At 63.4% G+C, this 25,434-nt stretch carries 25 protein-coding genes and 1 pseudogene; 12 read left to right on the top strand and 14 right to left on the bottom strand.

Annotation, left to right across the window (positions count from 1 at the left end):
- Window positions 1-94 precede the first annotated feature (94 nt).
- Window positions 95-703, top strand: a complete 609-nt coding sequence (locus HU750_RS09265) for an SCO family protein (protein WP_186678835.1) — start codon at window positions 95-97, stop codon at window positions 701-703.
- Window positions 703-1,188, top strand: coding sequence for a copper chaperone PCu(A)C (locus tag HU750_RS09260; RefSeq protein WP_186678828.1), 486 nt, complete (start codon window positions 703-705; stop codon window positions 1,186-1,188). Before HU750_RS09265 ends, HU750_RS09260 begins: the two co-directional genes overlap by 1 nt.
- Window positions 1,189-1,223: 35 nt before the next feature.
- On the opposite strand, the gene HU750_RS09255 is transcribed toward HU750_RS09260, so the two are convergent.
- From HU750_RS09255 to HU750_RS09220, 8 genes are all read right to left on the bottom strand, one after another.
- Window positions 1,224-1,451 carry a hypothetical protein gene (locus tag HU750_RS09255; protein WP_027593874.1) on the bottom strand — a complete coding sequence of 76 codons (228 nt, stop codon included), beginning with the start codon at window positions 1,449-1,451 and terminating at the stop codon, window positions 1,224-1,226.
- Window positions 1,452-1,527: 76 nt separating this feature from the next.
- On the bottom strand, window positions 1,528-2,361 hold the full coding sequence (locus HU750_RS09250) for an AraC family transcriptional regulator (RefSeq protein ID WP_186678825.1): 834 nt from the start codon (window positions 2,359-2,361) through the stop codon (window positions 1,528-1,530).
- On the bottom strand, window positions 2,358-2,672 hold the full coding sequence (locus tag HU750_RS09245) for a branched-chain amino acid transport AzlD family protein (protein WP_099429890.1): 315 nt from the start codon (window positions 2,670-2,672) through the stop codon (window positions 2,358-2,360). The genes HU750_RS09250 and HU750_RS09245 overlap by 4 nt, the downstream gene beginning before the upstream one ends.
- Window positions 2,669-3,370 carry an AzlC family ABC transporter permease gene (locus HU750_RS09240; RefSeq protein WP_027593871.1) on the bottom strand — a complete coding sequence of 234 codons (702 nt, stop codon included), beginning with the start codon at window positions 3,368-3,370 and terminating at the stop codon, window positions 2,669-2,671. Before HU750_RS09240 ends, HU750_RS09245 begins: the two co-directional genes overlap by 4 nt.
- A 90-nt stretch (window positions 3,371-3,460) precedes the next feature.
- The gene (locus HU750_RS09235) at window positions 3,461-4,156 is read right to left on the bottom strand and encodes an SEL1-like repeat protein (protein WP_085273252.1); all 696 of its coding nucleotides are present in this window, start codon (window positions 4,154-4,156) and stop codon (window positions 3,461-3,463) included.
- Window positions 4,157-4,312: 156 nt separating this feature from the next.
- Complete coding sequence (locus tag HU750_RS09230; RefSeq protein WP_027593869.1) at window positions 4,313-5,407, bottom strand: hypothetical protein; 1,095 nt, start codon at window positions 5,405-5,407, stop codon at window positions 4,313-4,315.
- 25 nt (window positions 5,408-5,432) lie between these two features.
- Complete coding sequence (locus HU750_RS09225) at window positions 5,433-6,059, bottom strand: LysE family transporter (protein ID WP_186678823.1); 627 nt, start codon at window positions 6,057-6,059, stop codon at window positions 5,433-5,435.
- Between the two features lie 2 nt (window positions 6,060-6,061).
- Window positions 6,062-6,838, bottom strand: coding sequence for a YqcI/YcgG family protein (locus HU750_RS09220; RefSeq protein WP_027593867.1), 777 nt, complete (start codon window positions 6,836-6,838; stop codon window positions 6,062-6,064).
- 160 nt (window positions 6,839-6,998) lie between these two features.
- Here HU750_RS09220 and HU750_RS09215 point away from each other — a divergent pair, with 160 nt between their 5' ends.
- Window positions 6,999-7,919, top strand: a complete 921-nt coding sequence (locus HU750_RS09215; RefSeq protein ID WP_027593866.1) for a LysR substrate-binding domain-containing protein — start codon at window positions 6,999-7,001, stop codon at window positions 7,917-7,919.
- Here the strand turns inward: HU750_RS09215 and HU750_RS09210 are convergent.
- Window positions 7,904-8,809, bottom strand: a complete 906-nt coding sequence (locus tag HU750_RS09210; RefSeq protein ID WP_186678821.1) for a LysR family transcriptional regulator — start codon at window positions 8,807-8,809, stop codon at window positions 7,904-7,906. The two genes, HU750_RS09215 and HU750_RS09210, sit on opposite strands and share 16 nt — an antisense overlap.
- A 119-nt stretch (window positions 8,810-8,928) precedes the next feature.
- On the opposite strand from HU750_RS09210, the gene HU750_RS09205 reads away from it, so the two are divergent.
- The 7 genes and pseudogenes from HU750_RS09205 (at window position 8,929) to HU750_RS09175 (ending at window position 20,170) form a co-directional block, all read left to right on the top strand.
- Entirely contained in the window at window positions 8,929-10,119 is a 1,191-nt protein-coding gene (locus HU750_RS09205) for an MFS transporter (protein ID WP_186678818.1), read from the top strand.
- A 223-nt stretch (window positions 10,120-10,342) separates the two neighbouring features.
- Window positions 10,343-12,703, top strand: coding sequence for a DNA polymerase II (locus HU750_RS09200; protein ID WP_186678815.1), 2,361 nt, complete (start codon window positions 10,343-10,345; stop codon window positions 12,701-12,703).
- 80 nt (window positions 12,704-12,783) lie between these two features.
- The gene (locus HU750_RS09195; protein ID WP_186678801.1) at window positions 12,784-17,316 is read left to right on the top strand and encodes an NEL-type E3 ubiquitin ligase domain-containing protein; all 4,533 of its coding nucleotides are present in this window, start codon (window positions 12,784-12,786) and stop codon (window positions 17,314-17,316) included.
- 228 nt (window positions 17,317-17,544) lie between these two features.
- Complete coding sequence (locus HU750_RS09190; RefSeq protein WP_186678798.1) at window positions 17,545-18,105, top strand: DUF4174 domain-containing protein; 561 nt, start codon at window positions 17,545-17,547, stop codon at window positions 18,103-18,105.
- A gap of 33 nt (window positions 18,106-18,138) precedes the next feature.
- Window positions 18,139-18,540: pseudogene (locus HU750_RS09185) on the top strand (HvfA family oxazolone/thioamide-modified RiPP metallophore); the annotation flags it as partial.
- A 114-nt stretch (window positions 18,541-18,654) separates the two neighbouring features.
- On the top strand, window positions 18,655-19,491 hold the full coding sequence (locus HU750_RS09180) for an HvfB family MNIO-type RiPP peptide maturase (RefSeq protein ID WP_186678796.1): 837 nt from the start codon (window positions 18,655-18,657) through the stop codon (window positions 19,489-19,491).
- Window positions 19,472-20,170, top strand: a complete 699-nt coding sequence (locus HU750_RS09175; RefSeq protein WP_186678793.1) for an HvfC family RiPP maturation protein — start codon at window positions 19,472-19,474, stop codon at window positions 20,168-20,170. The genes HU750_RS09180 and HU750_RS09175 overlap by 20 nt, the downstream gene beginning before the upstream one ends.
- A 53-nt stretch (window positions 20,171-20,223) precedes the next feature.
- Here HU750_RS09175 and HU750_RS09170 read toward each other — a convergent pair whose 3' ends face one another.
- From HU750_RS09170 to HU750_RS09160, 3 genes are all read right to left on the bottom strand, one after another.
- Complete coding sequence (locus tag HU750_RS09170) at window positions 20,224-20,733, bottom strand: HvfX family Cu-binding RiPP maturation protein (RefSeq protein ID WP_189674466.1); 510 nt, start codon at window positions 20,731-20,733, stop codon at window positions 20,224-20,226.
- Between the two features lie 165 nt (window positions 20,734-20,898).
- On the bottom strand, window positions 20,899-22,185 hold the full coding sequence (locus HU750_RS09165) for a sensor histidine kinase (protein ID WP_186678784.1): 1,287 nt from the start codon (window positions 22,183-22,185) through the stop codon (window positions 20,899-20,901).
- Window positions 22,182-22,922, bottom strand: coding sequence for a response regulator (locus tag HU750_RS09160; RefSeq protein ID WP_099429879.1), 741 nt, complete (start codon window positions 22,920-22,922; stop codon window positions 22,182-22,184). Before HU750_RS09160 ends, HU750_RS09165 begins: the two co-directional genes overlap by 4 nt.
- Window positions 22,923-23,141: 219 nt before the next feature.
- Here HU750_RS09160 and HU750_RS09155 point away from each other — a divergent pair, with 219 nt between their 5' ends.
- Window positions 23,142-23,417, top strand: coding sequence for a DUF2790 domain-containing protein (locus HU750_RS09155; RefSeq protein ID WP_099453530.1), 276 nt, complete (start codon window positions 23,142-23,144; stop codon window positions 23,415-23,417).
- A gap of 10 nt (window positions 23,418-23,427) precedes the next feature.
- Window positions 23,428-23,943 (top strand): thioredoxin family protein, encoded by a 516-nt coding sequence (locus tag HU750_RS09150; RefSeq protein WP_186679034.1) that lies wholly within the window; start codon window positions 23,428-23,430, stop codon window positions 23,941-23,943.
- A gap of 84 nt (window positions 23,944-24,027) precedes the next feature.
- On the opposite strand, the gene HU750_RS09145 is transcribed toward HU750_RS09150, so the two are convergent.
- Together HU750_RS09145 and aroQ are read right to left on the bottom strand one after the other, a co-directional pair.
- Window positions 24,028-24,876, bottom strand: a complete 849-nt coding sequence (locus tag HU750_RS09145; protein WP_085273256.1) for a shikimate dehydrogenase — start codon at window positions 24,874-24,876, stop codon at window positions 24,028-24,030.
- Entirely contained in the window at window positions 24,873-25,322 is a 450-nt protein-coding gene (gene aroQ, locus HU750_RS09140; RefSeq protein WP_027593852.1) for a type II 3-dehydroquinate dehydratase, read from the bottom strand. Before aroQ ends, HU750_RS09145 begins: the two co-directional genes overlap by 4 nt.
- Window positions 25,323-25,434 lie beyond the last annotated feature (112 nt).

The raw sequence follows: 25,434 nt of genomic DNA, 5'->3' as shown, positions 1-25,434 counted from the left end.
TGGGGCGTCATGTAAGAATGCCCCGGTTTTTCGGCTGGCCCGTCCCAAGGGCCGGTACCTTTCCTGTAAAGGATGGCCTGTAAAGGATAGTTCCATGAATGATCTGTATACCCGGCGCGCGGTTGTCGCCGGGATGGGCGTTCTCGGGCTTGGCCTGCTGGCTGGCTGCAGCCCGGCCCGGGGTCTTGAGTTCAAGTACGGCAAGAACATGAGCAACGAAATCCTTGGGCGCAAGTTCAACCTCAAGGACCCCCAAGGCAACCCGCGTACCCTGTCGAGCTTCTACGGCAGCATGCCAATGATTTTCTTCGGCTTCACCCAGTGCCCGGCGGTCTGCCCGACCACGCTGGCGCGGGCGGCGCAAATCAGGCTGTTGCTCAGGGGGCGCGACCGTGACTTGTTCCAGGTGGTGTTCATTACCCTGGACCCGGAGCGCGACACCCCCGAAGTGCTCGACGCCTATGTCAAAGCGTTCGACCCCTCGTTCACCGCGCTGACGGGCACCCCCGAAGAAATCGCCGAGGTGGCTAAAGAGTTCAAGGTGTTCTACGAGAAGGTCCCGGCCGGTGATACCTACACCATCTCTCATTCGTCCACCAGCTACGTCTACGATACGCGTGGCACCCTGCGCCTGAGCCTGGGTCATTCCCTGAATGCCAAGGAATGCGCTGAAGACCTGGTCACCCTGATGGAGATTTGCTAATGGCTGTTTCACTGCAACCGATCAAACGCGGCCTGGCCGCCATCGCCCTGCTGGGCTTTGCCCTGCCAGCCCTGGCCCAGACCGACGTGAGTGATGCCTGGGTCCGCGCCAGCGTGCCGCACCAGCAGTCCACCGGTGCCTTCATGACCCTCACGGCCAGCAGCGACAGCAAGCTGGTGGGCGTTGAATCGCCTGTGGCCAAGACCGTGCAAGTGCATGAAATGACCATGAACGGCGACGTGATGGGCATGCGTGAGGTCAAGGCCGTCGAGTTGCCGGCTGGCAAAGCAGTCACCCTGGACCCGAACGGCCTGCACGTAATGCTGATGGGGTTGAACCAGCAGGTGAAAGAAGGCGAGCAGGTGCCGCTGACCCTGGTCATTGAAGATGCCAAGGGCGGCAAGGAAAGGCTTCCGGTGCAAGCGCCAGTGCGTCCGCTCACCGAGGCAGGCGGTGGGCATGACCACATGCACATGAAACACTGATTCATCTGGGGCCGCGCATAGCGGCCCCAGTTCATTCAGCTACGAAAACGCGGCAATGGCCTGTCGAGGGTCAGCGAGGTCAAGGTCTTGCGTACCTGGGCTTCGTCGGCCTCCAGGGCCTTTAGGCTCGCGCGGATCTTGCCGGCGGCGGGCACATCGCCCTGCCGGTCGATCCAGTCGGCAATCTCCTTGCAGGCACTGCTCAGGCAGGCCTGACGCTGGTTCATCAGCGATATGAGGGTGGTGAGCTCTCTTTCGGACATGGCAGGATCCTCCAATTCAGCCCTGTCAGTGTAGCAGTGGCCAGCAAGCTTGCCTGGGGCCGGGTGTCGCACGGGGTCAGCCTGGCAGGCAGGCGCTGCGGTATGCCCCTGGGGTTACCCCATATGCCTGCTTGAACTGCCGGCTCAAGTGGCTCTGGTCGGCAAACCCAAGCGCAAACGCCACCTCCGAAGCCGCCTGGCCATGTTTCAAAAACTCACGGGCACGGGCCAGGCGCCGTTGTTTGAGCCAGGCATGGGGCGGCAGGCCGGTGGCCTGGCGAAACACCCGGGCGAAGTGGAAGGGCGACAGGTTGACCGCCGCCGCCAGGGCTTCAAGCGATGGCGGGTCGGCCAACTGGCTCTCCAGCAGTTCACGGGCGCGAGCCACCGCCTGTGGCTCATGGCCGGGTGCAGCGGGTTCGGCGCATTGCCCATGGCGTTGCACCAGGGCCAGCACGGCATGGCGCCAGGCGGTCTGCTGTTCCAGGGCACTGGCTGCTGCTTCGGATAATTGGTGCAGCTGGCTGAAGGCGAGCGCCAGGGCCGGGTCCTGGATCACACTGTCCTTGAAGGTGGGCATGCCGTGGCGGCCCAGTTCCAGCTCCTCCAGCACGCCCGTTACCCGCTCATGTTCTGGGTAGAAACCGCGGTAGCGCCAGCCGGCTTCGTGGGCCGTGGCGCCGGTGTGCAGTTCGTCGGGGTTGATCAACACCATGCTGCCCACCGGGGCCAGGTGTTCGCTGCCGCGATGCCAGAAGCGCTGGGCGCCCGACTCGATCACGGTGAACACGTAGCCTTCATGCACGTGCGGGGCGAAGCGCTGCTGGAAATACCGCGCGTGCAGCATTTCGACGTCGCCCAGCGCCGGCGCCTGCCACAGGTGCGTTTGCTCGCGCAGGGGCGTGGTCATGCCAGCCAGCTGCGCAGGAGGAAGAAGATCAACATGCTCACCAGCATGCTCAGCAACACACTGCGGGTCAACAGCACCAAGATGACGGCCACCACCGAGCCCAGCAGATAAGGGTTGAGCAGGCTCAGGTTCAGCTGGTGGTCAGGCATGAAAATGATCGGCCCGCAGATGGCGGTGAGCATGCCCGGCACCGCGAAGCCCAGAAACTGCCGGGCATTGGAACTCAGGCGCAAGGGCAGGCGTGGTTCAAGAAACGCATAGCGATTGAGAAACACGATGGCGCCCATGGCGAAAATCAGTAACCAGGTCATGCGCGGCCTCCAAAGCACTTCTGGCAAATGAAGCCGGCGCCCATCCCGAGCAAGCCAGCGGCCACCAGGGCGGTTTCCCAGTGCCAGGCACTGAACAGGACCGAGCAGAACAGCGACACGGCCACGCACACCACCGTGGCCAGGTTGCGCACCAGTGGCGCGATCAGGGCGACGAAGGTGGCGACAATCGAGAAGTCCAGGCCCAACTGGTCGAGGTGCGGAATGTTCTGGCCAAGGACGATGCCTGCCAAGGTAAACAGGTTCCAGGCGATGTAGAAGGTCAGGCCCACACCCAGCGCATACCAGCGATTGAACTGCTGCTGGTCATAATGGCTGGTCAGGGCGAAGAACTCGTCGGTCAGCAAAAAGCCCAGGCCCAATCGCCAGCGCAGCGGCTGGTTCGACAGCACCGGGCGCATGGACAGGCCGTACAGCAGGTGCTGCGATGTCAGCAGCAAGGTGGTGAGCAGGATCGACGCCAGGTTGGCACCGCCCTTGAGCATGCCGATTGCCACCAGTTGTGCGGCACCGGCAAAGACGATGGCCGACAGCCCCTGGCCTTGCCAGGCGCTGAGGTTGGCCTCGATGGCCATGGAGCCGGCCAGCAGGCCCCAGGGGGCGACGGCCAGGGAAAGCGGGAGGATGGCGATGGCGCCATGAACAAAGGCTTGGCGAGCGATGTGTGGGCTGTGGGGCATGGTGGCTGCAACGCGTGTACTCGGTTGGGCAGCATGCCAGAGTGAAGCGGGCCATGGCTTGAACGATCTTGCTGGTTTGTCGACTGGCCGCTATCGATGGCTGGTCAACCAGCGCTGCGCAGTCGAGCATCCGTTGATGTCCACGGCCTTTTGCAGCAAAGCCTGGCGATGCCCAGGGTCAAGGTCGGCCAGCACCCGGTACACCTCGGCCTGGTAGTCCCGCTGGCGCCCCCACTGCATGTTCAGGCCTTGCGGCTGGCTGCGGTTGCAGGCCAGTCGTGGGGTGGGCTGTGGGTAGTAGGGGGCGTATTGGGGGGCCATGCTTGGGATCGCCTCTAGCGCAGCGCGATAGTCTGCGCTGGCGTTGTAGGGCGGGCACCAGGTGGCAATGGCCGGCGCCGGGGGGGCGAAGCCTTGCTTGAGGCTCGCCTCCAGCAAAGGGCAGGCAGCGTCCGGGATCTGGGCCACCGGCAGGTAGGTCATGTAGTACAGCGCCAGCCGGTACTGGGCCACGGGGTGGCCAAGCTCCACCGACTTTTTCAGCAGTGCCACGGCGGTGGGCAAGGTGTGCGCGAGGGCCTGGCCCTGGCGGGTGAGCTCCGGGTCGCTGCCCACTGCAGTGCGCAGTGAGCTGGCGCCGTCGTCCTGGCTGTCGGCCTGCTCGAGCAAGGGCAGGGCCTGGCGGTAGAGCAAGTCGGCATGAGGGTCGATGCGCACGTCGAGCGCTTGCGCGGCCAGTGGCATCAAGGCGATCACCAGCGGCGACAGGGTTGCCACACGACTCACAGGCAGGCCTCGTGGGACGGGCAGTCACGACAGGCGGCCAGTGGTTGATGCACGGCTTGGATGTTCATCACAGGTACAGGTACGCCTCGGGCGAGTCGGAACGACGACGTATTCTAGCCACCCAAGGGGCCTCGCCGGAAGACCGGCGGGCAACTGTCAGACGAGCTTGATAGGCGTGACCTTGCGCTGAGCGTGTTTTTCCTGGGCCAGGCCAAGCTTGGCGGTAATGACTTTGGCCAGTGCGTTGTTGCCCAGGTCGTTGAGGTGCAGGCGGTCGACGAACAGGTCGGCGCCAAACACGGGGGAGCTGCTGAGCATGCTGTTCATGTCATAGCAGGCTACCGGGTCGGCCTGGTCTTTGATGCGGCGAAAGAAGGCTGTGTGCAAGTGACTGTCGAAGACCCCGTCCAGCAGGCGCTCGAAGTTCGCGGGCTGCCGCGCCAGCGCCGCCAGCATGGCTTGCTCGCCCGCTGGCAAGGTTTCTCGGCACCAGGGCAGCAGCGGCTGAAGAATGAAGGTGAGGGTGGCGTGGCTGTCTGCCAGCAGCCGCTCCCACTGGCGCAGGGTACGGCCGATGCTGTCGGCCGCGCGGGCCAGGCGTTTTTCTGGGGGCGACAGCGGTTGGGCGGCTGGAGGCGCGGGAGGGGGCGCGGCCAAGGCTTGGCCGATGCGCCGCCAAAGCGATTGTCGGCGGGGGGCTGCGGCAGGCGGCATGCCGTCGCTGAAACTGTTCAAGGCTTCCTGAAAACCTGTGACGTGATGCGCCTCGCGGGGGCTGGCGAGGATTTCGTAGAGGGCCTCATGGGCCAAGGTATTGAGGCCGCTGAGCACCACCACGTGGCCGAGCTGGCCGAGGCGGTGCTGGTGAGTCAGGAACATCAGCAGCTCTTGGCCGGCATTGAGCCCGCAGCCTGCCAGGCTCAGCCAGACCTCGCCGGTCAGCATCGACAGGTGCGAAGCCACCGTGTGCTCATCGCTGCTGGCGCCGACGCCCAAGGCGGTGGAGCCCCCGACCAACAGGTTGATGCGCGGCGCGGTGCCGCGCTCGGCGGCCGAGAAGCGCTTACCGGCGCAGTGGCTGTAGCGCAGGCCGAGCGCATCGGTGTTGATGGTGCCCGAGCGGTAGCCGCTCTCGTGGATGTGCAATGCGTGTGGCGCACGGCGGCTGCCCAGTTGCAGAAAGCGCTGGTAGTCCTGTTGCAGCGGCGAAGGAAGGCCCAAAACATCTGTGCTCGTGTCGGTCGATCTCATGGGCACTCCTTGCGAGGCATCCGGCTCAGGCCGCCAGTTCCTTGAGGTTGTACAGCAGGCCGCCGGCCGCGATCAGCAGCAGGGCGACGCCCGAGGCCAGGCTGATGACCCGATTGCTGCGCTGCGAAGCGATCTTGCCGATGGCGAAGATGTACAGGCTGAGCACGGCAAAATCGATGGCCACCCACAACAGCGACAGCACCACCATGCTCTTGCCGAACGACTCGGTGATCTGGATGAACTGAGGGAAGAAGGCGATGAAGAAGATGATGTCCTTGGGGTTGGAAATACCCACCATGAACCCTTGCAGCAGGCCGCCACGGCCAGGCCCAGGCGCTTCGTTCGCCGACGCTGGGGTGGGCGCCTGCAGGGCTTCCTTGAGGGTGCCCACGGCGATGTAGCCGATGAACAGGCAGCCCAGCAGGCTCATGCCGCTGAGCCAGGCCTTGTCGATGGCCGCGCTGGTCAGGATGATCCAGGCCGCCGCGCCAATCAGTACCAAGGACGCCCAGTTGGTCCCCACGGCAGTGAACATGGCTTTGCGCGAGCCGGAGGCGGCAGCGGTGTTGACGATCAGTGCCACCACTGGGCCAGGGGTGGCGATCAGCAGCAGGACAGTCAGGGCATAGGTGGCGGTGAGTGCGGTATTCACGGTCAATTCTCGATCAGTGTGTCGGCTGTTACATGGGCGTGGAACGGGCAGCGTGACGGGTTGAGCGAACCCGCCTCCTGTAGCTGGTACTGCTTCCACTCGTAGTTGTCGGCATCGCCGAACGCGCCAAGGGTGTCGGGCATGATGCCGTTGTTGTAATGCTGTACCCGCTCGCGGATGCGGGCACGGATACGCTTGCCACTTTCGGTGCTGGCGTTGGCCACTTCGTCGAAGTTTTCCCGCGGGTTGATGACGAAGGTGATGTGCGGCCCCAGGTTGCGGCTTTTCATCTGTTGGTGGCCGGGGAAGTTCATGTTGATGAACAGCGGCATGCCGGCGTAGCAGAACGACCAGCCCGTGTCGTGAGGGTCGGTCGGCATCGCCTGCGGCCAAGGATGCGGGTCGCGCGCGTGCACGCCCTGCAAAACTTTCCAGGCCAGCGCCTGTTGCTCGGCAAGGGTGTATTCGCTGGCGGTTTCGAGAAACACCACCAATGGGCTGCCGATGCGCTGCTTGAGCGGGATCGGAGTGATGGTGCGCACGTAGTCAGCCAGGCCCTGGGCGATGTCGTCGGCCAGTTGTTCGGCGCGGGCGAAGAGGATGTGGCAGGTCTCGCTGGCGACTGCCTTGCGGCCAAACAGGCAGGGGAATTCGGGGTTGGCGAGAATGCTGCGAAAATGTTGTATGGTTTTGTACGTCCAATGTTGCGTGTTCCGCACATGTTCAGCGGCCAGCTCTAGCGCATCCAGGCGATAGCAGTTTCCATAACCCGTAAACATGATTTCCCCAGGCATCTAATTAAGTAACGTTCCAGTCATATGCAGGCAGAATCGTTGGTAATCTTTATTATTTACCCGCATTTTCTGAGACAGACTTAACGTTGTAAAACGCGTGGAACTATGACCTACTATTAGTCTCACTCATGCTTCGGACGTCGCCATGTCGGAACGGATTCAGGCCTTGCACGCCCTGCGTGCTTTCGAGGTGGCCTCTCGTTATGGCTCCTTTACCCGTGCGGCGGAGGAGCTGGCGCTGACCCAAGGGGCGGTCAGCCACCACATCAAGACCCTCGAGGCCATGTTCGGCTGCGACCTGTTCGAGCGTCGTGGTCCAAAACTGAGCCTGACCGAGCACGGGCGCCTGCTGTCACAAGAGCTCAAGGTCGGCTTCAAGATCATCGAGAACGCCTGCGCGTTGCTGCGTCAGGACCGCTATGGCGTGCGTCTGAAGGCGCCCTCCACGCTTACCATGCGCTGGTTGCTCAGGGCCCTGGACGGCTTCAAGAAGCTCGATGACAGCAGCAGCGTGCAACTGTCGAGCGTGTGGATGGACATTGACAGCGTGGACTTCTATTCGGAGCCCTACGACTGCGCCATCCTGCTGGCCAACGGCCGTTTCCCCGCCGATGTCGAGAGCTTCAAGCTCTTCGATGAGTGGCTGATCCCGGTGTGCCACCCCGATTACATGGCGCAAGCCCAGCCCGACCTCGCCGACCTGCGCCAGTGCGAGTTCCTGCACCCGTCGCCGGACCGGCGCGACTGGCGACGCTGGCTGGCGCGGATGGACGCGCTGGATATCAGCATCGACCAGGGACAGGTTTTCGATACCCTCGACCAGGGGATTTCGGCGGCCCAGCAAGGCCTGGGCATCTCGGTAGTGGACCTGGTGCTGGCCAGCTCCGACCTGTCGGCAGGGCGGCTAGTGACGCCGTTCAAGCACGCGGTGGCCACCGGTGACGGTTATTACATGACCTGGCTGAAATCCAGCCCCAAGGCCCGGCAGATGCACAAACTGCGTGACTTTCTGATCAGCCAGGTGCCGCCGTTGGCCTACAAGGACATCAACTATTTGTACGGTTGAGGGCTGCCGGGGAACACCCGCTCAAGCATGAAATCGATGAACACCCGCAGCTTGGGCGGCACCTGGCGCCCCGACGGCCACAACAGGTAGAAACTGCCACGCCGCTCCATGAAACTGTCGAGTACCGTCACCAGCGTGCCGGCGGCCAGTTCGCGGCGCACGCTGAAGTCTGGCAGGCAGGTGATGCCGCGGTGGTTGAGGGCGAAGCAGATGCGTGTCTCAACATGGTTGCACACCATCGAAATGGGGATGTCATAGCCCTGGTCGGGGTGCTCCTGACGCAGCGGCCAGGTCTCCAGCTTGCCGTTGCTGGGGAAGCGGTAGTGCAGGCAGGTGTGTGCACTCAGGTCGCGGGGGTGGGTGGGCGTGCCGCGTTCGCGCAGGTACTCGGGCGATGCCACCAGGCGATGCTGGAAGTGGCCGAGGAACTTGGCATTGAGGCGCGAATCCACGGGTTGACCGCCGCGCATCACCACATCGAACCCTTCACCGACGATATCCACCATGCGGTCGGTAAACTCCAGGTCCAGTTCAACCTCAGGGTACAACGCCATGAAGTCGGCCAGCGCCGGCATGACCAGCCCGGTGACCTGGGGCAGGCTCACGCGTAGGCGACCGCGAGGGGTTTCGCTGGCCTGTGACAGGGCCTGCTCGGTGGCCTCGATCTCAGCCAGGATACGGCGGCTGCGTTCAAGAAACAGCGTGCCTTCGGCGGTCAGCGTGATGCTGCGTGTGCTGCGGTGGAACAGGCGCACACGCAGGCGGCTTTCCAGCCGTGCCACGCGCTTGCCCACAGCCGAAGCACTGATGCCCAACGACTGGCCTGCAGCTACGAAACTGCGGGTTTCGGCTACCCGGTTGAAGACCACGAAGCCGCTGAGGCTGTCCATTGCGCACTCCTGATTGCGGACATTAATGTCCGGGGTGAACGGCATTGTACCCATCTTTTTCCGCAATACCCCCGGCTTGCACACTGCCGGCCTCGATCACCACTTCAAGGCATCCTGCAATGTCCCAGACTTCTTCCGCACCGCTACTGGGTGACAGCGCCGAGCGCTTACCTTTGAGCGGCCTGCTGGCCCTGGCTATGACCGGCTTCATTGCCATCCTCAGCGAAACCCTGCCTGCCGGCCTGCTGGACCAGATCGCCGGCGACATGGCGATCAGTCAGGCCATGGCCGGGCAGTGGGTCACGGCGTATGCATTGGGCTCGCTGCTGACGGCCATCCCGCTGGTGACCCTGACCCAAGGCTGGTATCGCCGCCGTGCACTGCTGCTGGCGATTGGTGGCTTCGTGCTGTTCAACGGGTTGACGGCCTTGTCGTCGTCCAATGCCCTTACCCTGGTGCTGCGCTTTTTCACCGGTGCCGCAGCCGGCCTGGCTTGGGGATTGATTGCCGGCCATGCCCGGCGCATGGTGCCGGTGGCCTTGCAGGGGCGGGCGATGGCGGTGGCCATGCTCGGCCAGCCGATAGCCTTGTCCCTCGGCTTGCCCATCGGCACCTGGTTGGGAGCACTGCTGGGGTGGCGGGCCACCTTTGTCGTGGTCACTGTGGTGGCGCTGCTGCTGGTCGTCTGGGTGTTGCGCGCTGTGCCGGACTACCCGGGGCAGGCAGCCGGCAAGCGACCGGCGGCGCTGCAGGTGTTGCGCACACCTGGCGTGGCGTTGGTGCTGTTGGTGATCATGACCTGGATCCTCGGCCACAACATTCTCTATACCTACATCGTGGCGCTGCTGGCGGCGGCGGGGATGGCCGCCGAAATCGGCCAGGTGTTGATGGTGTTCGGCTTGTCGGCGCTGGCGGGCATCGGCCTGGTCGGGCTATTGGTCGATCGGCACCTGCGCACGCTGGTGCTGCTCAGCCTGGCCGGTTTTGCCGTGGCCACGCTAATGCTGGGGCAGGCGTCCTCGTGGGCCCTGTACCTGAGCATCGCGCTGTGGGGTGTGACCTACGGCGGCGCGCCAACACTGTTGCAGACGGCCTGCGCAGATGCAGCGGGCGAGGGCGGTGACGTGGCGCAGTCGATGCTGGTGACGGCGTGGAACAGCGCCATCGCCTTGGGCGGGATTATCGGCGGGTTGCTGCTGACCGGGGCAGGTGTCGCCTGGTTTGGCCCCGTGGCGCTGGTATTGATAGGCCTGGCGTGGCTGCTGGCCTGGGCAGGGCGCCGTGGCGGGTTCAAGGCCGGTTCTCGATAGTTTCCCAGGCCTGCGCGGTCGTTGTAGGAGCAGCCTTGTGCTGCGAAGAGGCCAGTACTGACCATGCAACTCTGCCAGGTTTACCGGCCTCTTCGCAGCACAAGGCTGCTCCTACAGAGGCCAAGTCGGATCTGAGGGCAAAGCCGGATATGGCAGCCCTGAATTGCCCTGCACAGGGTAGAATCGTCACTTACAGCACAACAGACGATCAGAGGTCCACGCGGTGGAATTGCAGCAGGGCTTTGTCCTGACCCGGCATTGGCATGACACACCCGAAGGCACGTGCGTGGAGTTCTGGCTGGCGACGGACCAGGGCCCGCGCCAGCTGCGCCTGGCGCCGCAAGTCTCGGTGGCGTTCATCGCGCAGGCGCAGGCTGAACATGCGCGCGTGCTGCTGGCCAACGAGCCGGGTGTCGAGCTTAAGCCCTTGCAACTGCGCGACTTCGATCAGCGCCCGGTGCTGGGCTTGTACTGCCGCCAGCATCGCCAGTTGATGCAACTGGAGCAACGTCTGCGCAACGCCGGCGTCGAGGTGTACGAAGCCGATATCCGCCCGCCCGAGCGCTACCTGATGGAGCGCTTCATCACGGCCCCGGTGCAGTTCACTGGCCAGCCAGACGCCCACGGCGTGCTCTGCGACGCACAGCTCAAGCCACTGCCAGACTACCGACCGCCGCTGCGCCTGGTGTCGCTGGATATCGAAACCAGCGAGCGCGGCGAGCTTTACAGCATCGCCCTCGAAGGCTGCGGCCAGCGCCAGGTGTACATGGTCGGCCCGGCCAATGGCGACAGCAGCGTGGTGGACTTCGACCTGCAGTACTGCGACGACCCTGCCGCGCTGCTCGATTGCCTCAACCAATGGATGGCCCGCCACGACCCAGATGCGATCATCGGCTGGAACCTGGTGCAGTTCGACCTGCGCCTGTTGCACGAACACGCCAAGCACCTGCAGGTGCCTTTGGCCCTAGGCCGCAACGGCGCGCTCATGACCTTGCGCACTCACGCCAGCGGCGGCCACGTGTTCGCCGATGCCCCTGGGCGCTTGCTGATCGACGGCATCGAAGCCTTGCGTTCGGCAACCTGGAGCTTCCCGTCGTTCAGCCTGGAGAGCGTTGCCCAAACGCTGCTGGGTGAGGGCAAGGCGATCAGCACGCCCTACCAGCGCATGGATGAAATCAACCGCATGTTCGCCGAGGACAAACCGTCGTTGGCGCGCTACAACCTCAAGGACTGCGAACTGGTCACGCGCATCTTCGCCCACACCCGGCTGCTCGAGTTCCTGCTCGAACGCGCCTCGGTCACCGGCTTGGCCGTGGACCGAAGCGGCGGTTCGGTGGCCGCGTTCTGCCATTTGTACATACCGCAGATGCACCGTTTGGGCTTTGTCGCGCCCAACCTCGGCAGCCGCCCAGACGAAGCCAGCCCCGGCGGTTTTGTCATGGATTCGCGCCCTGGCCTCTACGATTCGGTGCTGGTGCTGGACTACAAGAGCCTGTACCCCTCGATCATCCGTACCTTCCTGATCGACCCGGTGGGCCTCGTCGAAGGCTTGCGTCAGCCCGACCCGCAACATGCGGTCGAAGGTTTTCGCGGGGGGCGCTTTTCGCGCAGCCAGCACTGCCTGCCGGCCATTGTCGAGCGGGTATGGCAGGGCAGGGAGGCGGCCAAGCGCGCGGGCAACGCGCCGCTGTCGCAAGCCCTCAAAATCATCATGAATGCCTTCTACGGCGTACTGGGCTCCAGTGGCTGCCGCTTCTTCGACCCGCGCCTGGCATCGTCGATCACAATGCGCGGGCACCAGATCATGCGCCAGACCCGCGAACTGATCGAAGCCCGCGGTTTCGATGTGATCTATGGCGATACTGATTCCACCTTCGTCTGGCTCAAAGGCGCCCATGACGAGGATGCTGCAGCGCGCATCGGCCGCGAGCTGGTGGCCGAGGTCAACCACTGGTGGCGCCGGCACTTGAGTGATTCGATGGGCCTGGAGAGTGCCCTGGAGTTGCAGTTCGAAACCCATTACCGACGCTTTCTGATGCCGACCATCCGCGGTACCGAAGAAGGCAGCAAGAAGCGCTACGCGGGGCTGGTGCAGCGCGCCGACGGCAGCGAGGAGATGGTCTACAAAGGCCTGGAGTCGGTACGCACCGACTGGTCGCCGCTGGCCCGGGAATTTCAGCAGGCGCTTTACGGGCGGATCTTCCGTGGTCAACCGTACCGCGACTATGTGCGCCAGTACGTGCAGCAGACCTTGGCCGGCGAATTCGATGAGCTGATGGTGTACCGCAAGCGCTTGCGTCGTCCGCTGGCCGATTACCAGCGTAACGTGCCGCCGCATGTGCGCGCCGCGCGCCTGGCCGATGAGTACAACAGCCGCCTCGGCCGCCCCCGGCAGTACCAGAACGGCGGCTGGATCAGCTACCTGATGACCACCGCCGGCCCTGAACCCTTGGAGAGCCTGCAGGCACCCATCGATTACGAGCATTACCTGAGCCGCCAACTGCAACCGGTGGCCGACGCCATCCTGCCCTTCGTCGGGGATGATTTCGCGGCGTTGACCGGCCGCCAGCTACAGCTGTTCTGAGCACAGGCATTACCTATCTAGCGCCTCGACAAACCGCGGCTGCCTAGGCTTGGCCTCTTTACCCACAAGAGGCTTTACGCATGGGCACTACACACTCGCCAGAGGATCAGGCTGCGGGCAATGCCGTCGTCCGCCCCGACACGCTGCAGCACGACAGCGACGCGTTTCAGGATGATTTCATCGGCAAGCGCCTGCCCCGTTGGTTGCGACAGGCGCCCATTGACCAACTGCCTGCGATCAGCCACGCCTTGGCCAAGAGCCTTGAAAGCCGTCAGCACCTGGGCGCGTTGCTGATGCGCATCGAAAACATCGATGGCTTCGTCGCCTCCCGGCTGGAGAAGGCGCTCAGCGAGCGTTACGGGGTTACCTACAACCTGCACCGGTTGAAGTTTCTCGAAGGGCGCCGTGAACCGGTGATCAACGCCCAGCCGGTGGGGGCTCACCTCACAGAAGTGGTGTACGACGAAAAACCACTGCTTGAGGTGGCACTGCGCAACTTTACCGCCGCACAGGCCAGTGCAGGTGGCCAGCCGGCGGGCAACCGGTTGCTGGTACCGCGCTCGGGCGCGCGCAAACCGCCCACCGCCGTAGCCTTTGCTGCGCTGTGCCGCGAGCTCGACCTGGGGCAGGGCTATCAGCAGCATCTGGACAGCATTCTGAAACCGGCCAATGACGAAAAACGCGTCGAGACGTTGCTAGTCGATGCCATGCGCTACGCCATGCTGGTGGACGGCTACAAGGCCCGGCAAGACAACCTGCTGGATGCCAGCGAGTTGAAATTGCTGGTGGGCATGTGCCTCGAGGGCAAGCTGCTGCGCCTGGCGGGTGACCTGGTGGTGGCCAAGCAGCTGAAGCTGCTCGGGTATGCCCTTGAGCAGGTGGTGGTGTTGGAGGTGATCGATCAAGGCCCCTTGTTCAACACCACGCGGCGTTTGCTGATGTATGTGCCGGGTGACCCGGTGGCGCCTTGGAGTGCATTCGACAGCCTCAGTGACCTGAACCGTGAACTGGGCCATCGCTTGCGCGTCAAGACGTATCAGCGATTCTTCAGCCGCCTCGTGCTCAGGCGCGATAGCCAGGCATTCTTCGCCACGGTAACGCCCATTTTTGACGACCTGCCGGCCTGGGCAAGTTATGACCTCGCCCCCCGTTTGCAGGCCTACCCATCACCGCTGTTCAACAGCCTCGCACAGTCGCGTATCCGCCAGATCAAAGAGGATGCGGCAATGATCGCGGTGCCGGTGGCGCGGCTCGACCGCGATGTCCAGCGTGCCCATGACGAGCGACTGGCTGCCGAAGGCTGGCTGCTGTTGAACCTGGCGTCGTTTTTTGTCCCGGGCCTGGGCCTGGTCATGCTTGCGGTGACTGTCTGGGAGCTGCTGGGCGAGGTTTACCATGGCATCGAGGCTTTGCAGGCGGGTGATGCCCAGGAGGCACTCGACCATTTGACGCACGTCGCCACTGACCTTGCGGTTATTGCAGCGACGGTTGCGGGCGTTACGGTGGCGCGGCGGTTGTGGGCGCGTTCTGCCGTGGTCGATGCGATGGTGCCTGCACAGCTGGAGGACGGTGGCAGCAAGCTTTGGCAGCAGGACCTGGCACCTTACCGCAGCGTCGCGCCGGGGCCTGCGGCTACGCAGGATGCCTTGGGGATTCGACGCCACGCCGGGCAGGCCTGGGTCGAAATGGACGGCCACCACTACCCTGTGATCGGCCCCGGCAGCGATGGCCAATGGCAGCTTCGCCCGCGCAGCGGCAATGGGCCTGCGCTGCGTCACAACGGTGCCGGCGCCTGGCGAGTCTGGAGCGAGCAACCTGCGCAATGGGATGACATCCACCGCATGTTCCGCCGCCTTGGTACACCGTTAAACAGCATGACTGACGAGCAGATCGACCAAGTGCTGGGGTTTCATGACCTCGGTGCGGATCACCTGCGGGCCCTGCATGTGTATGGGCGTGCGCCCGAGGCCGGCATGCTCGACAGCGCCGAGCGTTGCAGGATCGATCAACGGATTCGCCAGATGATCAGTTGCTTGCGTGCGGGCGAGCCGGTCGAGGACGCCACCGTGCTGCAGCATGCCCAGCGCTTGCCGGGGGCAGCCGGTGCGTCGGACCCGCTGCTAGCCGAGCTCGTCTGGGCCCAGCGGCGCCTTTTATTGGGGCATGTGTATGACGCTGTGCAGGTCAGCGACAGCCCGGGCAGTGCTTTGCTGCGTAATGTGTTTCCGCGGTTGCACCCGCGGGCCGCGCAGGCGCTGCTGACGGCGGCCAATGGGGATGACCGACGGCGGTTGCTGCAAACGGGCCGCGTGCCATTGAACCTGGCCGAAGCGGCCAGGCGCGCTGTGGCGACCATTCGCAAGGTCAGGGTACTTGAAGCGTTGAGCCTGGATACCCCACAGAATGCCGACTTGGCGCGTGTCGCACTGGGGCTGCTCAAGCACTTGCCTGGCACTGGCCAAGGCGTGCGTTGGCGCTTGTTCGAAGGCCATCGCGGTGGGCCGCTGCTGGCGTCGACCGAGGACGGCGCGCAGGCATTCGATTTGCTGCACCACGCGGGCATGTTCCAATTGCTGGATGCTCACGCGGTGCCGCAAGGCGAGGCGGGCGAGTTGTTCGAGGTGATGGCCGCAGCCTATTCACCGTCCCAGCGGGGGGCGATGCAGGTAGCGGAGCCCTTCGCCCATAACCTTAGGGTTGTGCTGGCGCGTGAGGCGGTGCGGCGTCGTAGCGAGCTTGAAGGGTTGCTGGGTGTGCAGCCTAGGGGAATGTTCCGCCCACCCCAGCGTTTGGCCGACGGCCGTCTGGGTTACCCCTTGGGTGGCCGTAACTCGGGTGGCCCAGGCCGGCCAGAGCGGGCGCTGGCAGCGTCGGTGCGTGACCTGTTTCCTTCGTTCAGTGACGAACAGGTGGCTACATGGACCGACAATGTACGGCGTTCGGGGCGTCAGGTGGAAGCTGTATTGGCCACGCTGCGGGCAGAGTACAGGGTGCTGCGCAACAGCTTGGAAGGGTGGGTTGGGGACGCTGAAGGTGCTGTGAGGGAAGACCGTATCTGCATGCGTAACACGCTGCTAGATTGCTGGCGGCGCACCACCGACGCAGGGCAAACCCACCTCGACACCGACCACAACTACCGCATGGTCTTGTACAACATGCGGCCTGGGGAGCTGCCGGAAATGCCAGCACAGGTCAGCTTTGCTCATGTTTCCGATGTATCACTGCTGCGTATGGAATTGCAGGATGTACCAGCGAGCTTTCTGCTCGCCTTCCCGCGTGCACGGTTACTTGACCTGGGGGGGAATTTGCTGACTCGCTTGCCGCAGCCTTTGCTGGAAATGCGGCACTTGCGTCAGTTGACCCTGACCAACAACCAGATCGTGCTGACTACCAGCCAGGCTGCCACCCTGGCAAGCTCCACAACCCTGGAGTACATCGATCTGTCCCATAACCCTCTGGGGCGCACTTTCACCTTGGATGGGCTCACCGCTCTTCGCTGGCTGAACTTGCGCAATACTGGGCTAACGCATTTTCCGCACGGCGTGCAGAGCCGCTTAAGCCTGGTTTACATGGATATGCGCGAAAACCGCCTCACGCGGATTCCAGAGTGGTTCTATCAACTGGCACCGGGCTTTCGGCGGCGCATCAGGTTGGCCGGCAACCCATTGGAGAACGCCGAACTGATTCGCCTCCAGGCGGCGCTAATGGGGCCGGTCATGCCGACGGACGAGGTGTTGCTTTACGAACAACTCGAGCGTGCCCGAGTCGTTTGGGGGGATGCTGTCGGGCCGCGCTATCGGGGCCTGCTGATGGCGGCGTGGGAGTCGGTAGACATAGGGGAGCCGGCAGATCGCTTCTTCCGCGTCCTTCAGCAGTTGCTGCAGTCCGCCGATTTTCACATCAATGCCGAAGCGCTCGCCCTGCGGGTATTGGCCGTGCTGCAGGCAATGGCCCGGGAGCCGGCCCTGCGCGAAGCCTTGATGGACATCGCCAACGATGAGTGGGGTTGCCAGGACGGCGCGACATGGTGCCTCAGCAACCTTGAGTTGAACGTGTTGGTGTGGCGCGCCCGGACCGATGACCCAGGCAATACCGAGCAGGCCTTGCTTGCGTTGGGGCGGCGGTTGTGGCGCCTGGATGAAGTCGACCGACTGGCTGTGCTGGACATCCTGGCACGCGGCGGCAACCCGGACGAAAGCGAAGTGGGGCTCGCCTATCGACTCGGGTTGCGGGACCGCCTGAACTTGCCCATTGCAGTGGGCGACATGAGTTTTCGCCCCCTGGCAGGTGTCACGGAAGCGCACCTTGCGCGGGCGCAGGCGCAAGTGCTCGAGGCCGAGACGCAAGAGGAAATCGCACGTTCGCTGGTGGACCGAACGTTCTGGCAAGGGCACCTGGAGCGTGCTCACCCTGAACGCTTCGCGCAAGTGGACAGGCCGTTCCGGCGCCGCCTGGATCGCGTGCTTGACGATGAGGCGTTGACGGACGAGGCCAGGCAGGCGGAGTCAGATGCGATTCTTGCGGCACAGCGCGCTGCCCGGCGCGGGTTGATGCTCGACATGACACTGGCGGCATTGGAGGCCGGGTCTCCGGGCGCTGCCATCGACGTATAACAACACCGCGTGTGAGGCGTAGCGCAGCCTTGCCAGCAGTGGCTTTGGGCTATGCTCAGTCAGGAGGCGGCCTTTTCGGCAAAGTCCGTCATCCTGATCTGATACATGGCTGGAAATTGTCAGTTACTTTTCCTTCGCCACGCAGCTTTTGAAGTGGTTTAGGCTCCAGGTCGGATTTTTCTCCGTGATCTGTAGTCATTGGTTTATCGAGACATTAAGGAGATGTGTATGCTCGTCCGGTCACTGACCCTCGCTACCTTGCTCGCCGTCACCGGCCCACTGTTCGCCGCCGACAGCGACGCTCCATTGGCCAAGGAGCTGGGCAAGGCACGGCCTCTGGTGATCATTGCTCCCAGTTCTGCCGACCCGACATTGCGTGGGTTGAACAAAGCCTTGGAAGACCCGGAAATTCAGAAAGCCTTCAAAGAGCGCAGCCTGGTGCTGTATAGCGTTGCCAAGATGGTCGGCAAGCGCGAGGACAAAAACCTCGAGCAGCAGACCACCATGGCCCTGATCCGCGAACTCAAGCTTGGCGCGAGCGCGGGCACCAAGGTGATCCTGGTGGGCAAGGACGGTGAACGGCACATGCTCAAGGATGACGCCACGGGTGAGCCAATCGACCCGCAGGCCATCCTCAAGGCGGTCGATGAACTGCCGGCGAGCGAGAAGGCCGTGACTGCGCCAGAGCCTGTCGCGGTGGCACCTGAAACCAAGGGCAAGGACAGCAAGCCGGCCAAACCCGTCAAACCTGCCAAGCCCGCAGCGCCGCCCAAGCCGCTGGAAGACTGACAGCCTTCACCCGCCACTGGCCGCAGGGGGCGGGTGCTCTGTATCACACTGTATCCTGCAGGCCTACAGACCGATTCATGTACAAAATGCCGATTTCGGCGATACAACCCCGACACACCCACCCGGCCTAATGGCTCCACTTTCCAACCACAGTGGAGCTACACCATGACTCATGCACGCAATACCCTCGGCTTGCTTGGCGCCGCCCTGATCGGCAGCATGGCCTTGGGCAGCAGCGCGTTCGCTGTCGAGCCGATGTCCCAGGGGTATCAACTGGCGTCGGCAAAGGTGCCTGGCGAAGGCAAATGCGGTGAAGGCAAGTGCGGTGGCAGCGGCAAGGCCACCCAGGGTGAGGGCAAGTGCGGCGGCGACAAGAAAGCCAGCCATGGCGAAGGCAAGTGCGGTGAAGGTAAATGTGGCGGCGCTGGCAAGGCAGGAGAAGCCTCGTCCAGCAAAGTGACCGGTAAGTCCTGAGTTAAACCCTTGGAATGACACAACGCCCCTCCTGCTGGTCAGGCGGGGCGTTTTGCGTGTTGTGGAGACTTATCGATGACGACCACACCCTTGCTTGTCGGCCTTGGCCTGCGCCGTGGCCTTATGCATGAATTGCTTACGTTGGAAGACGGTGCCGTGGATTTTCTGGAGTGCGCGCCAGAAAACTGGATTGGGGTCGGAGGCGCCTATGGCCAAGGCCTGGCGCAATTGACCGAACGGTTTGCGCTGGCCTGCCATGGGCTGTCTTTGTCCTTGGGCGGCAGCCTGCCGCTGGACCGGGGTTTGCTGGACCAGACCCGGCGCTTTCTCGATCGCCATCAGGTACGCCTGTACAGCGAACACCTGAGCTATTGCAGTGATGACGGCCACCTCTACGACCTGATGCCGATCCCCTTCACGCAAGAGGCTGTGTATCACGTTGCCGCCAGGATTCGCCAGGCCCAGGACCATTTGCAAAGGCGTATCGCCGTGGAAAACATCAGCTATTACGCGGCGCCCTACCAGGCGATGAGCGAGTTGGACTTCATTCGCGCCGTGCTCGACGAGGCCGACTGCGACCTGCTTCTGGACGTCAACAACGTGTTCGTCAACGCCTGCAACCATGGCTACGATGCGCAGGCCTTCCTTCAGGGGCTGCCGCCAGCACGCGTTGTCGGCATGCATGTGGCGGGGCACTACGACGAGGCCCCGGACCTCAAGGTGGATACCCACGGCGCCCCCGTGAAGGAGGATGTCTGGTCGTTGTTCGCGATGGCCTGCAAGCATTTTGGCGCACAGCCGACAACGCTCGAGCGAGACTTCAATTACCCGCCCTTGGCCGAACTGCTCGAAGAGACTGACCGCATTCGCACGCTGCAGCGGGAGGTGTCGCATGAGCGAATTGTTGCGTGAACAGCAGTTCTCGCTGGCGCGGCATCTGCGAGATCCGCAGCGGCATACCCCACCGCCTGGCATCGAGGCACGCCGGCTGAAGGTTTACCGTGAGCTGTTCTATGGCGCCATCGAAGGCCTGCTGGCCGGCAGCTTTCCGGTGCTGCGGCAAACCTTGGGCGAGCCGCGCTGGCATGCCCGCGTGCGGGATTTTTATGCCAACTACCGCAGCCAGACACCCTTGTTCACCGAGATCGCCGAAGCGTTCATCGACTACCTCCAGGGCGTCGAACTGGATGCCCCGTGGCAGTTGGAACTTGCCCACTACGAGTGGATCGAGGCCCAGCTGTACCTCAGCGATGCCGAAGACCCGGCTCATGACCCGCAGGGTGACCTGCTGCAGGGGGAGCCGCTGCTGTCGTGCACGGCCAGGGTATTGGCCTACCGTTGGCCAGTTGACCGTATCAGCCTGGATTATCAACCGCAGGAGGCACCTGAACTGCCCACCTTGCTGCTGGTCTACCGCGACGCCGGGCTGCAGGTACGCTTCGCTCGCCTGGCACCCATGGCTTATCGCTTGCTCACAGAGGTGAGGGGTACTGGGCTGGCGCGTCTGCACGCATTGGGTGGGGATCAGGAGCAAGGCTTGGCATTGCTGGAAAGCCTGCGCGCGCAAGGCATTGTCATCGGTACAGCCTGAGACAAAAAACGGGCTCGGCGCCGACTGGCCCCGAGCCCGTTGCTATTTACGCGTCATGCCCTGGCTGCGAACCGCGCGTTGAGCCAGTGGTCAAGGCTCAAGCGCCCGGCCCCCTTGAGCAGCAGTGGCAGCAGTGCCACCAGGTAGATCAGCGGCAACTTAAAGTTGCCGAAACCCTGGTCGGTGATGGCATAACCCTGTGCCAGCTCCGCCAGGCTCGACCACTGTGCCGGCCAATGCACCGCAGCAATGGCCACCACAGTGATGACCATAAGCCCAGCCGAGGCCAGCCGTGTGCCCAGGCCAAGCAACAGCAGTAAAGGCAGCACCAGCTCGGCCCACATCGACAGTTGCCAGTTCAGCGCTGCGGGCAGTGCACTGAACGGGAAGGGGAAGCTGGACTGCAGGTCGCCGAACCAGTTGGTGCCGTTGTATTTTTCCAGACCAGACTCGAAAAACTCCCAGGCCAGAAACAGCCGCAGCGGCAAGTCGGCGCTCCAGCTTCCGAACCGGTCAATGTGGCTGAAGGTGTGGGTAAATGCCGTTATGTTGGGGCGTGTCATCGGTTTAACTCCTGGCGTGCCAATGTGTGGCCGGGAGTGTGTAGCGGTGGCGTATCGGCAGTGTGTCGGCGCAGGCGACAGTGTGTATCAGACTGTAGCGATCGGTTGCGTAAGGCGGCATCCCTATCACGCATAGACCTTGAGGGGGCGAGATGCAGGCGGCACTCACTTCAACTCGATCTGTGCACACAACCCGCCACCTTGGCGATTGCTCAGGGTCAAGCGCCCACCCAAGGCCTGGGTCAATTGCTGCGCGATCGCCAGCCCCAAGCCGGTGCCTCCGGTACTGCGGTTACGCGAGCTTTCTACCCGGTAGAACGGCTTGAGCACCTCATTGAGCTCATCTTCCGGAATCCCCGGGCCGTCATCGAGTATTCGAATCCGGGTGCATCCTTGTTCACGGCTGACCTCCAGCTGTGCTTTACCTGCGAACTTCAAGGCGTTGTCCACCAGGTTGACCAACACCCTGCGCAGCGCATGCGGGCGGGTTTCCAGCAGGCCGTCGGCGTTGCCGTGGCGTTCGACCTGGGCGCCGCTGTCCTGGTAGTCGAACACCAGGCTGTCGAGGAAGGCATCCAGGTTGATCCGGCACGGGGCTTCGGTGTTGATGTCCATGCTGCGGGCATAGGCCACACCTTCACGTACCAGGTGCTCCATGGCATCCAGGTCGTGCCACAGCTTGTCTTTCTCGACCCCCTCGTCCATCACTTCGACCCGCAACTTCATGCGGGTGATGGGGGTTTGCAGGTCGTGGGAGATCGCCGCCAGCAACTGCATGCGCTCCTTGAGGTAGGCCGCGATACGCGCCTGTAAGGCATTGAAGGCAACGGCGGCGTACTTCACCTCGCGCGGGCCGCTTTCGTCCAGTTGCACACCGGGTTTGTCTGGGTCGAGGTTATCCACCGCCTGCGACAGGCGGGTGAGCGGGCCGATGGCCAGCCGCACTGCCAGCCAGGTGCACAGCAACAGCACGGCCAGTTGGATCAGCAGAACCACCGGCAGCCAGCGGGCGATTGGTACGGGGGTCGGGGTAACGTCGATGGTCAGGGGCGCGTCATCGGCCAGGTTCAAGTGCACCTGAAAATGCGCATTGGGGCCGGGGATCTCTTGGAAGGTCAAGCGGTAGTCGTTGCCGATGGCTTTGACGATCGACTCGGCGGCCATGGGCGGGTCGCTGGTCGGCATCGCCTGGCCATCCTGGCCCTGGTCAAGGTGGTAGCGGTAGGTGCGCCGCTCCAGGCGCGGCAGCCAGGCGGCACGTTCGGCGGCGGGCAGGCGGTCGAGGATGGCCACCGAAGTGGCGACGTCCTGCTCCAGGTTGCTGAGCATCATCGAGCGGCTGCTGATGTAGCGCTCGTAGGCTTGCAGGCCGAACGACAACCCATAGGCCAGGACCAGCCCTGTGAAGAAGATCAATGCCAGGCGCGAGGCCAGGGTACGGGGCCATTTCATGAGGGCGACCCGAGCAATTGCACCGGCAGCGAGAACACGTAGCCTTCGCTGCGCACAGTCTTGATGCAGCTGGGTTCGCGGGCGTCATCACCCAGGCGCTGGCGCAGGCGGCTGACCAGCAGGTCGATGGAACGGTCGAAGATGTCCGCCTCACGACCCTGGGTGAGGTTGAGCAGTTGCTCGCGGCTGAGCACCCGCTGCGGGTGGTCGAGAAATACCCGCAGCAGCCGGTACTCGGCGCCGCTCAGGGCCACCAGGGTGTCTTCACTGTCGAGCAGGTGGCGTGCAGTGGTGTCCAGACGCCATTGGCCGAAGGCCAGCAGGCGGCTGCTTTCGCTGATGGTCAGGTTCGGCGGCAGCATGCGCGTACGGCGTAGCACGGCATTGATGCGGGCCAGCAGTTCGCGGGCGGAGAACGGTTTGGTCAGGTAGTCGTCGGCGCCCATCTCTAGGCCGATGATGCGGTCGGTCTCGTCGTTGCGTGCGGTCAGCATCAGCACGGGCGTGTTGCGGTGTTTGCCGGCACGCAATTCACGGCACAGCAATAGGCCATCGTCGCCGGGCATCATGATGTCGAGGACGATCAGGTCGACGCTGTTGGCTTCGAGAAAGGCGCGCATCTGCCGGCCATCGGCAACGATGCTGGTCCGCAGGCCGTTCTTCTTCAGGTAGTTGCCGACCAGTTCGCGGATCTCGCGGTCGTCGTCGACGATCAGGATGTGATCGACGTGTTCCATGCGCAGCGTTCCTGTATGGGGTGGGGTTGGCGCAGTGTACCGAGCGTTATCGCGCTTGCCTGCGGGGTTTTGTATTGCAGTGTATCTGGCGTTGACAGAGATACAGGAGGAAGCAGATCACAGGCTCGGGTGACACATACGGGATACCTGGCGGCCGTGTAATGGCTCTCGACCGGGGAGCAACCCTCCCCACCTGAAGCGTTCCACAGGAGAGTTGCCATGAACCTCAAAGCCTTCGCCAGCGTCAGCCTGTTTGCCGTGTTCAGTTTCGGCGCCATTGCCGCTCAGGCCGCCACCACCGCGATGAACGATGCCAGTGTGATGCAGTACCGCTACGGTGATCATCTAGATGTGAAGAAAGTCCTCTCGGTGCAGGATGATCAGGGCAACACCTGCGGCCTGGTCAACACCCGCATGGACTACCTCGATTCCAAAGGTCAGCACCAGCGCGTGGAATACCGCTCGTACGCCACCGGCGGTTGCCATGACAATTGATCGCCGCCTGATGTTAAAGGTGGGCGGCATTGCGCTGGCCCTGACAGGCCTCGGCCTGGCGGGCTATCTGGAGGCCCGCGACAGTTACGGCGCCATGCCGTCGCTGGCGGGGGCCAGCCAGTGGTTGAATTCGCCGCCACTGGATGCGCCGGCGCTCAAAGGCAAGGTGGTGCTGGTGGACTTCTGGACTTGGGACTGCATCAACTGCCAGCGTAGCCTGCCGCATGTGAATGACTGGGCACGGCGTTACGCCGACCAGGGGCTGGTGGTGGTGGGCGTGCACACGCCTGAGTATGACTACGAGCATGACGTCGCGACCTTGCGCGACAAGGTGGCGACGCTGGGGATCGGTTACCCGGTGGCGGTGGACAATGATCACCGGGTGTGGAATGCCTGGGGTAACCAGTTCTGGCCGGCGCATTATTTTGTCGACCGCACAGGGCAGGTACGCCACGTGCATTTTGGCGAGGGGGATTATACCGGGCAGGAACAGGTGTTGAAGGCCTTGCTGGACGAAAAGGGTTGATGCGCCTGGGCCGGCCCTTTCGCGGGCAAGCCCGCTCCCACAGCCTGTGGGAGCGGGTTTGCCCGCGAAAGGGCAGCTGCCGACTCAGCTAAAACTGGCAAAATGCGCCTGCATCCGCGCCGCATCGGCCTCGCGCCCACTGAACAGCTCGAACGCCTTGACCGCCTGGAACACGGCCATGTTGCTGCCATCGAGCGTGCGGCAACCCAATGCCCGCGCGGCGCGCAACAGTTCGGTCTCCAGCGGGAAGTAGATGATCTCTGCCACCCACAACCGTTCATGCAGCAGCTCCACCGGCAGCGGCGTACCCGGCAGCTTGGCCATGCCCACGGGCGTGGTGTTGACCAGCCCGTCCGCCTCGGCCAATGCTGCGCGCAGGTCAGTGCCGAGCACCGCACGGCCGGCACCGAAATGCCCGTTGAGGTTATCGACCAGCGCTTGTGCCCGCGCCGCGTCGACTTCGAACAGCACCAGCCGTTCGACCCCTTCGCCCAGCAGCGCATGGGCCACGGCCGAGCCTGCGCCACCAGCGCCCATTTGCACCACTTGCCGGCGTGCCACATCCGGCAGGCCGCGGCGCAGGCCTTCGGCGAAGCCCAGGCAGTCAGTATTGTGGCCAACCCGCTTGCCGTCCTTGAGCACCACGGTATTCACCGCGCCGATCCCTCGGGCTTCATCCGACAGCTCGTCGAGCAGCGGCAGAATCGCCTGTTTGAACGGGTAGGTGATGTTGAGCCCGGTGAACCCGGTGTGCTGTGCGGCATCGAGCAGGCCGGGCAGGGCGCTGTCGTCTAGCTGCAATTGATCGGCATCAATCAGGCGATACAGGTAACGCAGGGATTGCGCGTCACCTTCATGCTCATGCAGCGCAGGGGTGCGCGACAGCTGGATGCCGCGGCCGATGAGGCCGGCGAGGATGGCCTGTTGGCTCATGCGGTCTGCTCCTGGAACATTTCCGCGAAGTGGCTCAGGGCCAGGCGGTAGCCATGGCTGCCCAGCCCGCAGATCACGCCAACGGCAATCGACGAGACGAACGACAGATGGCGGAAGGGCTCGCGTTTGTGCACGTTGGACAGGTGCACCTCGATGACGGGCAGTTCACTGGCCACCAGGGCGTCGCGGATGGCCACGGAGGTGTGGGTCCAGGCGCCCGGGTTGATCAGGATGCCAGCACAGCGGCCACGGGCGGCATGGATCCAGTCGATCAGTTCGCCTTCGTGGTTGGTCTGGCGGAATTCGATTTCCAGGCCTTTGGCAAGGGCACTGTCGGCGCAGCCTTGGGCCAGGTCAGCAAGGGTTTCATGGCCATACTGAGTGGGCTCGCGGGTGCCCAGCATGTTCAGGTTAGGGCCGTTCAGCACAAGAATAAGGGGCTTCATGAAAGGCATCGCTTTGTTGTTTTTGGATGCGCTTATCTTTGTACCACCTGGTTAGTTTCGTCAATTGCGTGAATGGACTTGGATGGGAAAGTGGGCGATAACCGGACGTTTT

This window comes from Pseudomonas sp. SWRI50 (assembly GCF_014269095.1).
Lineage (GTDB): Bacteria > Pseudomonadota > Gammaproteobacteria > Pseudomonadales > Pseudomonadaceae > Aquipseudomonas > Aquipseudomonas kermanshahensis.
The sequence above is the reverse complement of the archived record's forward strand: the minus strand, read 5'-3'. Positions and strand labels throughout refer to the sequence as shown.

Coding starts and splice junctions, on each gene's coding strand:
- HU750_RS09265 (WP_186678835.1), top strand. CDS start 95: ATGAATGATCTGTATACCCGGCGCGCGGTTGTCGCCGGGATGGGCGTT.
- HU750_RS09260 (WP_186678828.1), top strand. CDS start 703: ATGGCTGTTTCACTGCAACCGATCAAACGCGGCCTGGCCGCCATCGCC.
- HU750_RS09255 (WP_027593874.1), bottom strand. CDS start 1,451: ATGTCCGAAAGAGAGCTCACCACCCTCATATCGCTGATGAACCAGCGT.
- HU750_RS09250 (WP_186678825.1), bottom strand. CDS start 2,361: ATGACCACGCCCCTGCGCGAGCAAACGCACCTGTGGCAGGCGCCGGCG.
- HU750_RS09245 (WP_099429890.1), bottom strand. CDS start 2,672: ATGACCTGGTTACTGATTTTCGCCATGGGCGCCATCGTGTTTCTCAAT.
- HU750_RS09240 (WP_027593871.1), bottom strand. CDS start 3,370: ATGCCCCACAGCCCACACATCGCTCGCCAAGCCTTTGTTCATGGCGCC.
- HU750_RS09230 (WP_027593869.1), bottom strand. CDS start 5,407: ATGAGATCGACCGACACGAGCACAGATGTTTTGGGCCTTCCTTCGCCG.
- HU750_RS09220 (WP_027593867.1), bottom strand. CDS start 6,838: ATGTTTACGGGTTATGGAAACTGCTATCGCCTGGATGCGCTAGAGCTG.
- HU750_RS09215 (WP_027593866.1), top strand. CDS start 6,999: ATGTCGGAACGGATTCAGGCCTTGCACGCCCTGCGTGCTTTCGAGGTG.
- HU750_RS09210 (WP_186678821.1), bottom strand. CDS start 8,809: ATGGACAGCCTCAGCGGCTTCGTGGTCTTCAACCGGGTAGCCGAAACC.
- HU750_RS09205 (WP_186678818.1), top strand. CDS start 8,929: ATGTCCCAGACTTCTTCCGCACCGCTACTGGGTGACAGCGCCGAGCGC.
- HU750_RS09195 (WP_186678801.1), top strand. CDS start 12,784: ATGGGCACTACACACTCGCCAGAGGATCAGGCTGCGGGCAATGCCGTC.
- HU750_RS09190 (WP_186678798.1), top strand. CDS start 17,545: ATGCTCGTCCGGTCACTGACCCTCGCTACCTTGCTCGCCGTCACCGGC.
- HU750_RS09180 (WP_186678796.1), top strand. CDS start 18,655: ATGACGACCACACCCTTGCTTGTCGGCCTTGGCCTGCGCCGTGGCCTT.
- HU750_RS09175 (WP_186678793.1), top strand. CDS start 19,472: ATGAGCGAATTGTTGCGTGAACAGCAGTTCTCGCTGGCGCGGCATCTG.
- HU750_RS09170 (WP_189674466.1), bottom strand. CDS start 20,733: ATGACACGCCCCAACATAACGGCATTTACCCACACCTTCAGCCACATT.
- HU750_RS09165 (WP_186678784.1), bottom strand. CDS start 22,185: ATGAAATGGCCCCGTACCCTGGCCTCGCGCCTGGCATTGATCTTCTTC.
- HU750_RS09160 (WP_099429879.1), bottom strand. CDS start 22,922: ATGGAACACGTCGATCACATCCTGATCGTCGACGACGACCGCGAGATC.
- HU750_RS09155 (WP_099453530.1), top strand. CDS start 23,142: ATGAACCTCAAAGCCTTCGCCAGCGTCAGCCTGTTTGCCGTGTTCAGT.
- HU750_RS09150 (WP_186679034.1), top strand. CDS start 23,428: ATGTTAAAGGTGGGCGGCATTGCGCTGGCCCTGACAGGCCTCGGCCTG.
- HU750_RS09145 (WP_085273256.1), bottom strand. CDS start 24,876: ATGAGCCAACAGGCCATCCTCGCCGGCCTCATCGGCCGCGGCATCCAG.
- aroQ (WP_027593852.1), bottom strand. CDS start 25,322: ATGAAGCCCCTTATTCTTGTGCTGAACGGCCCTAACCTGAACATGCTG.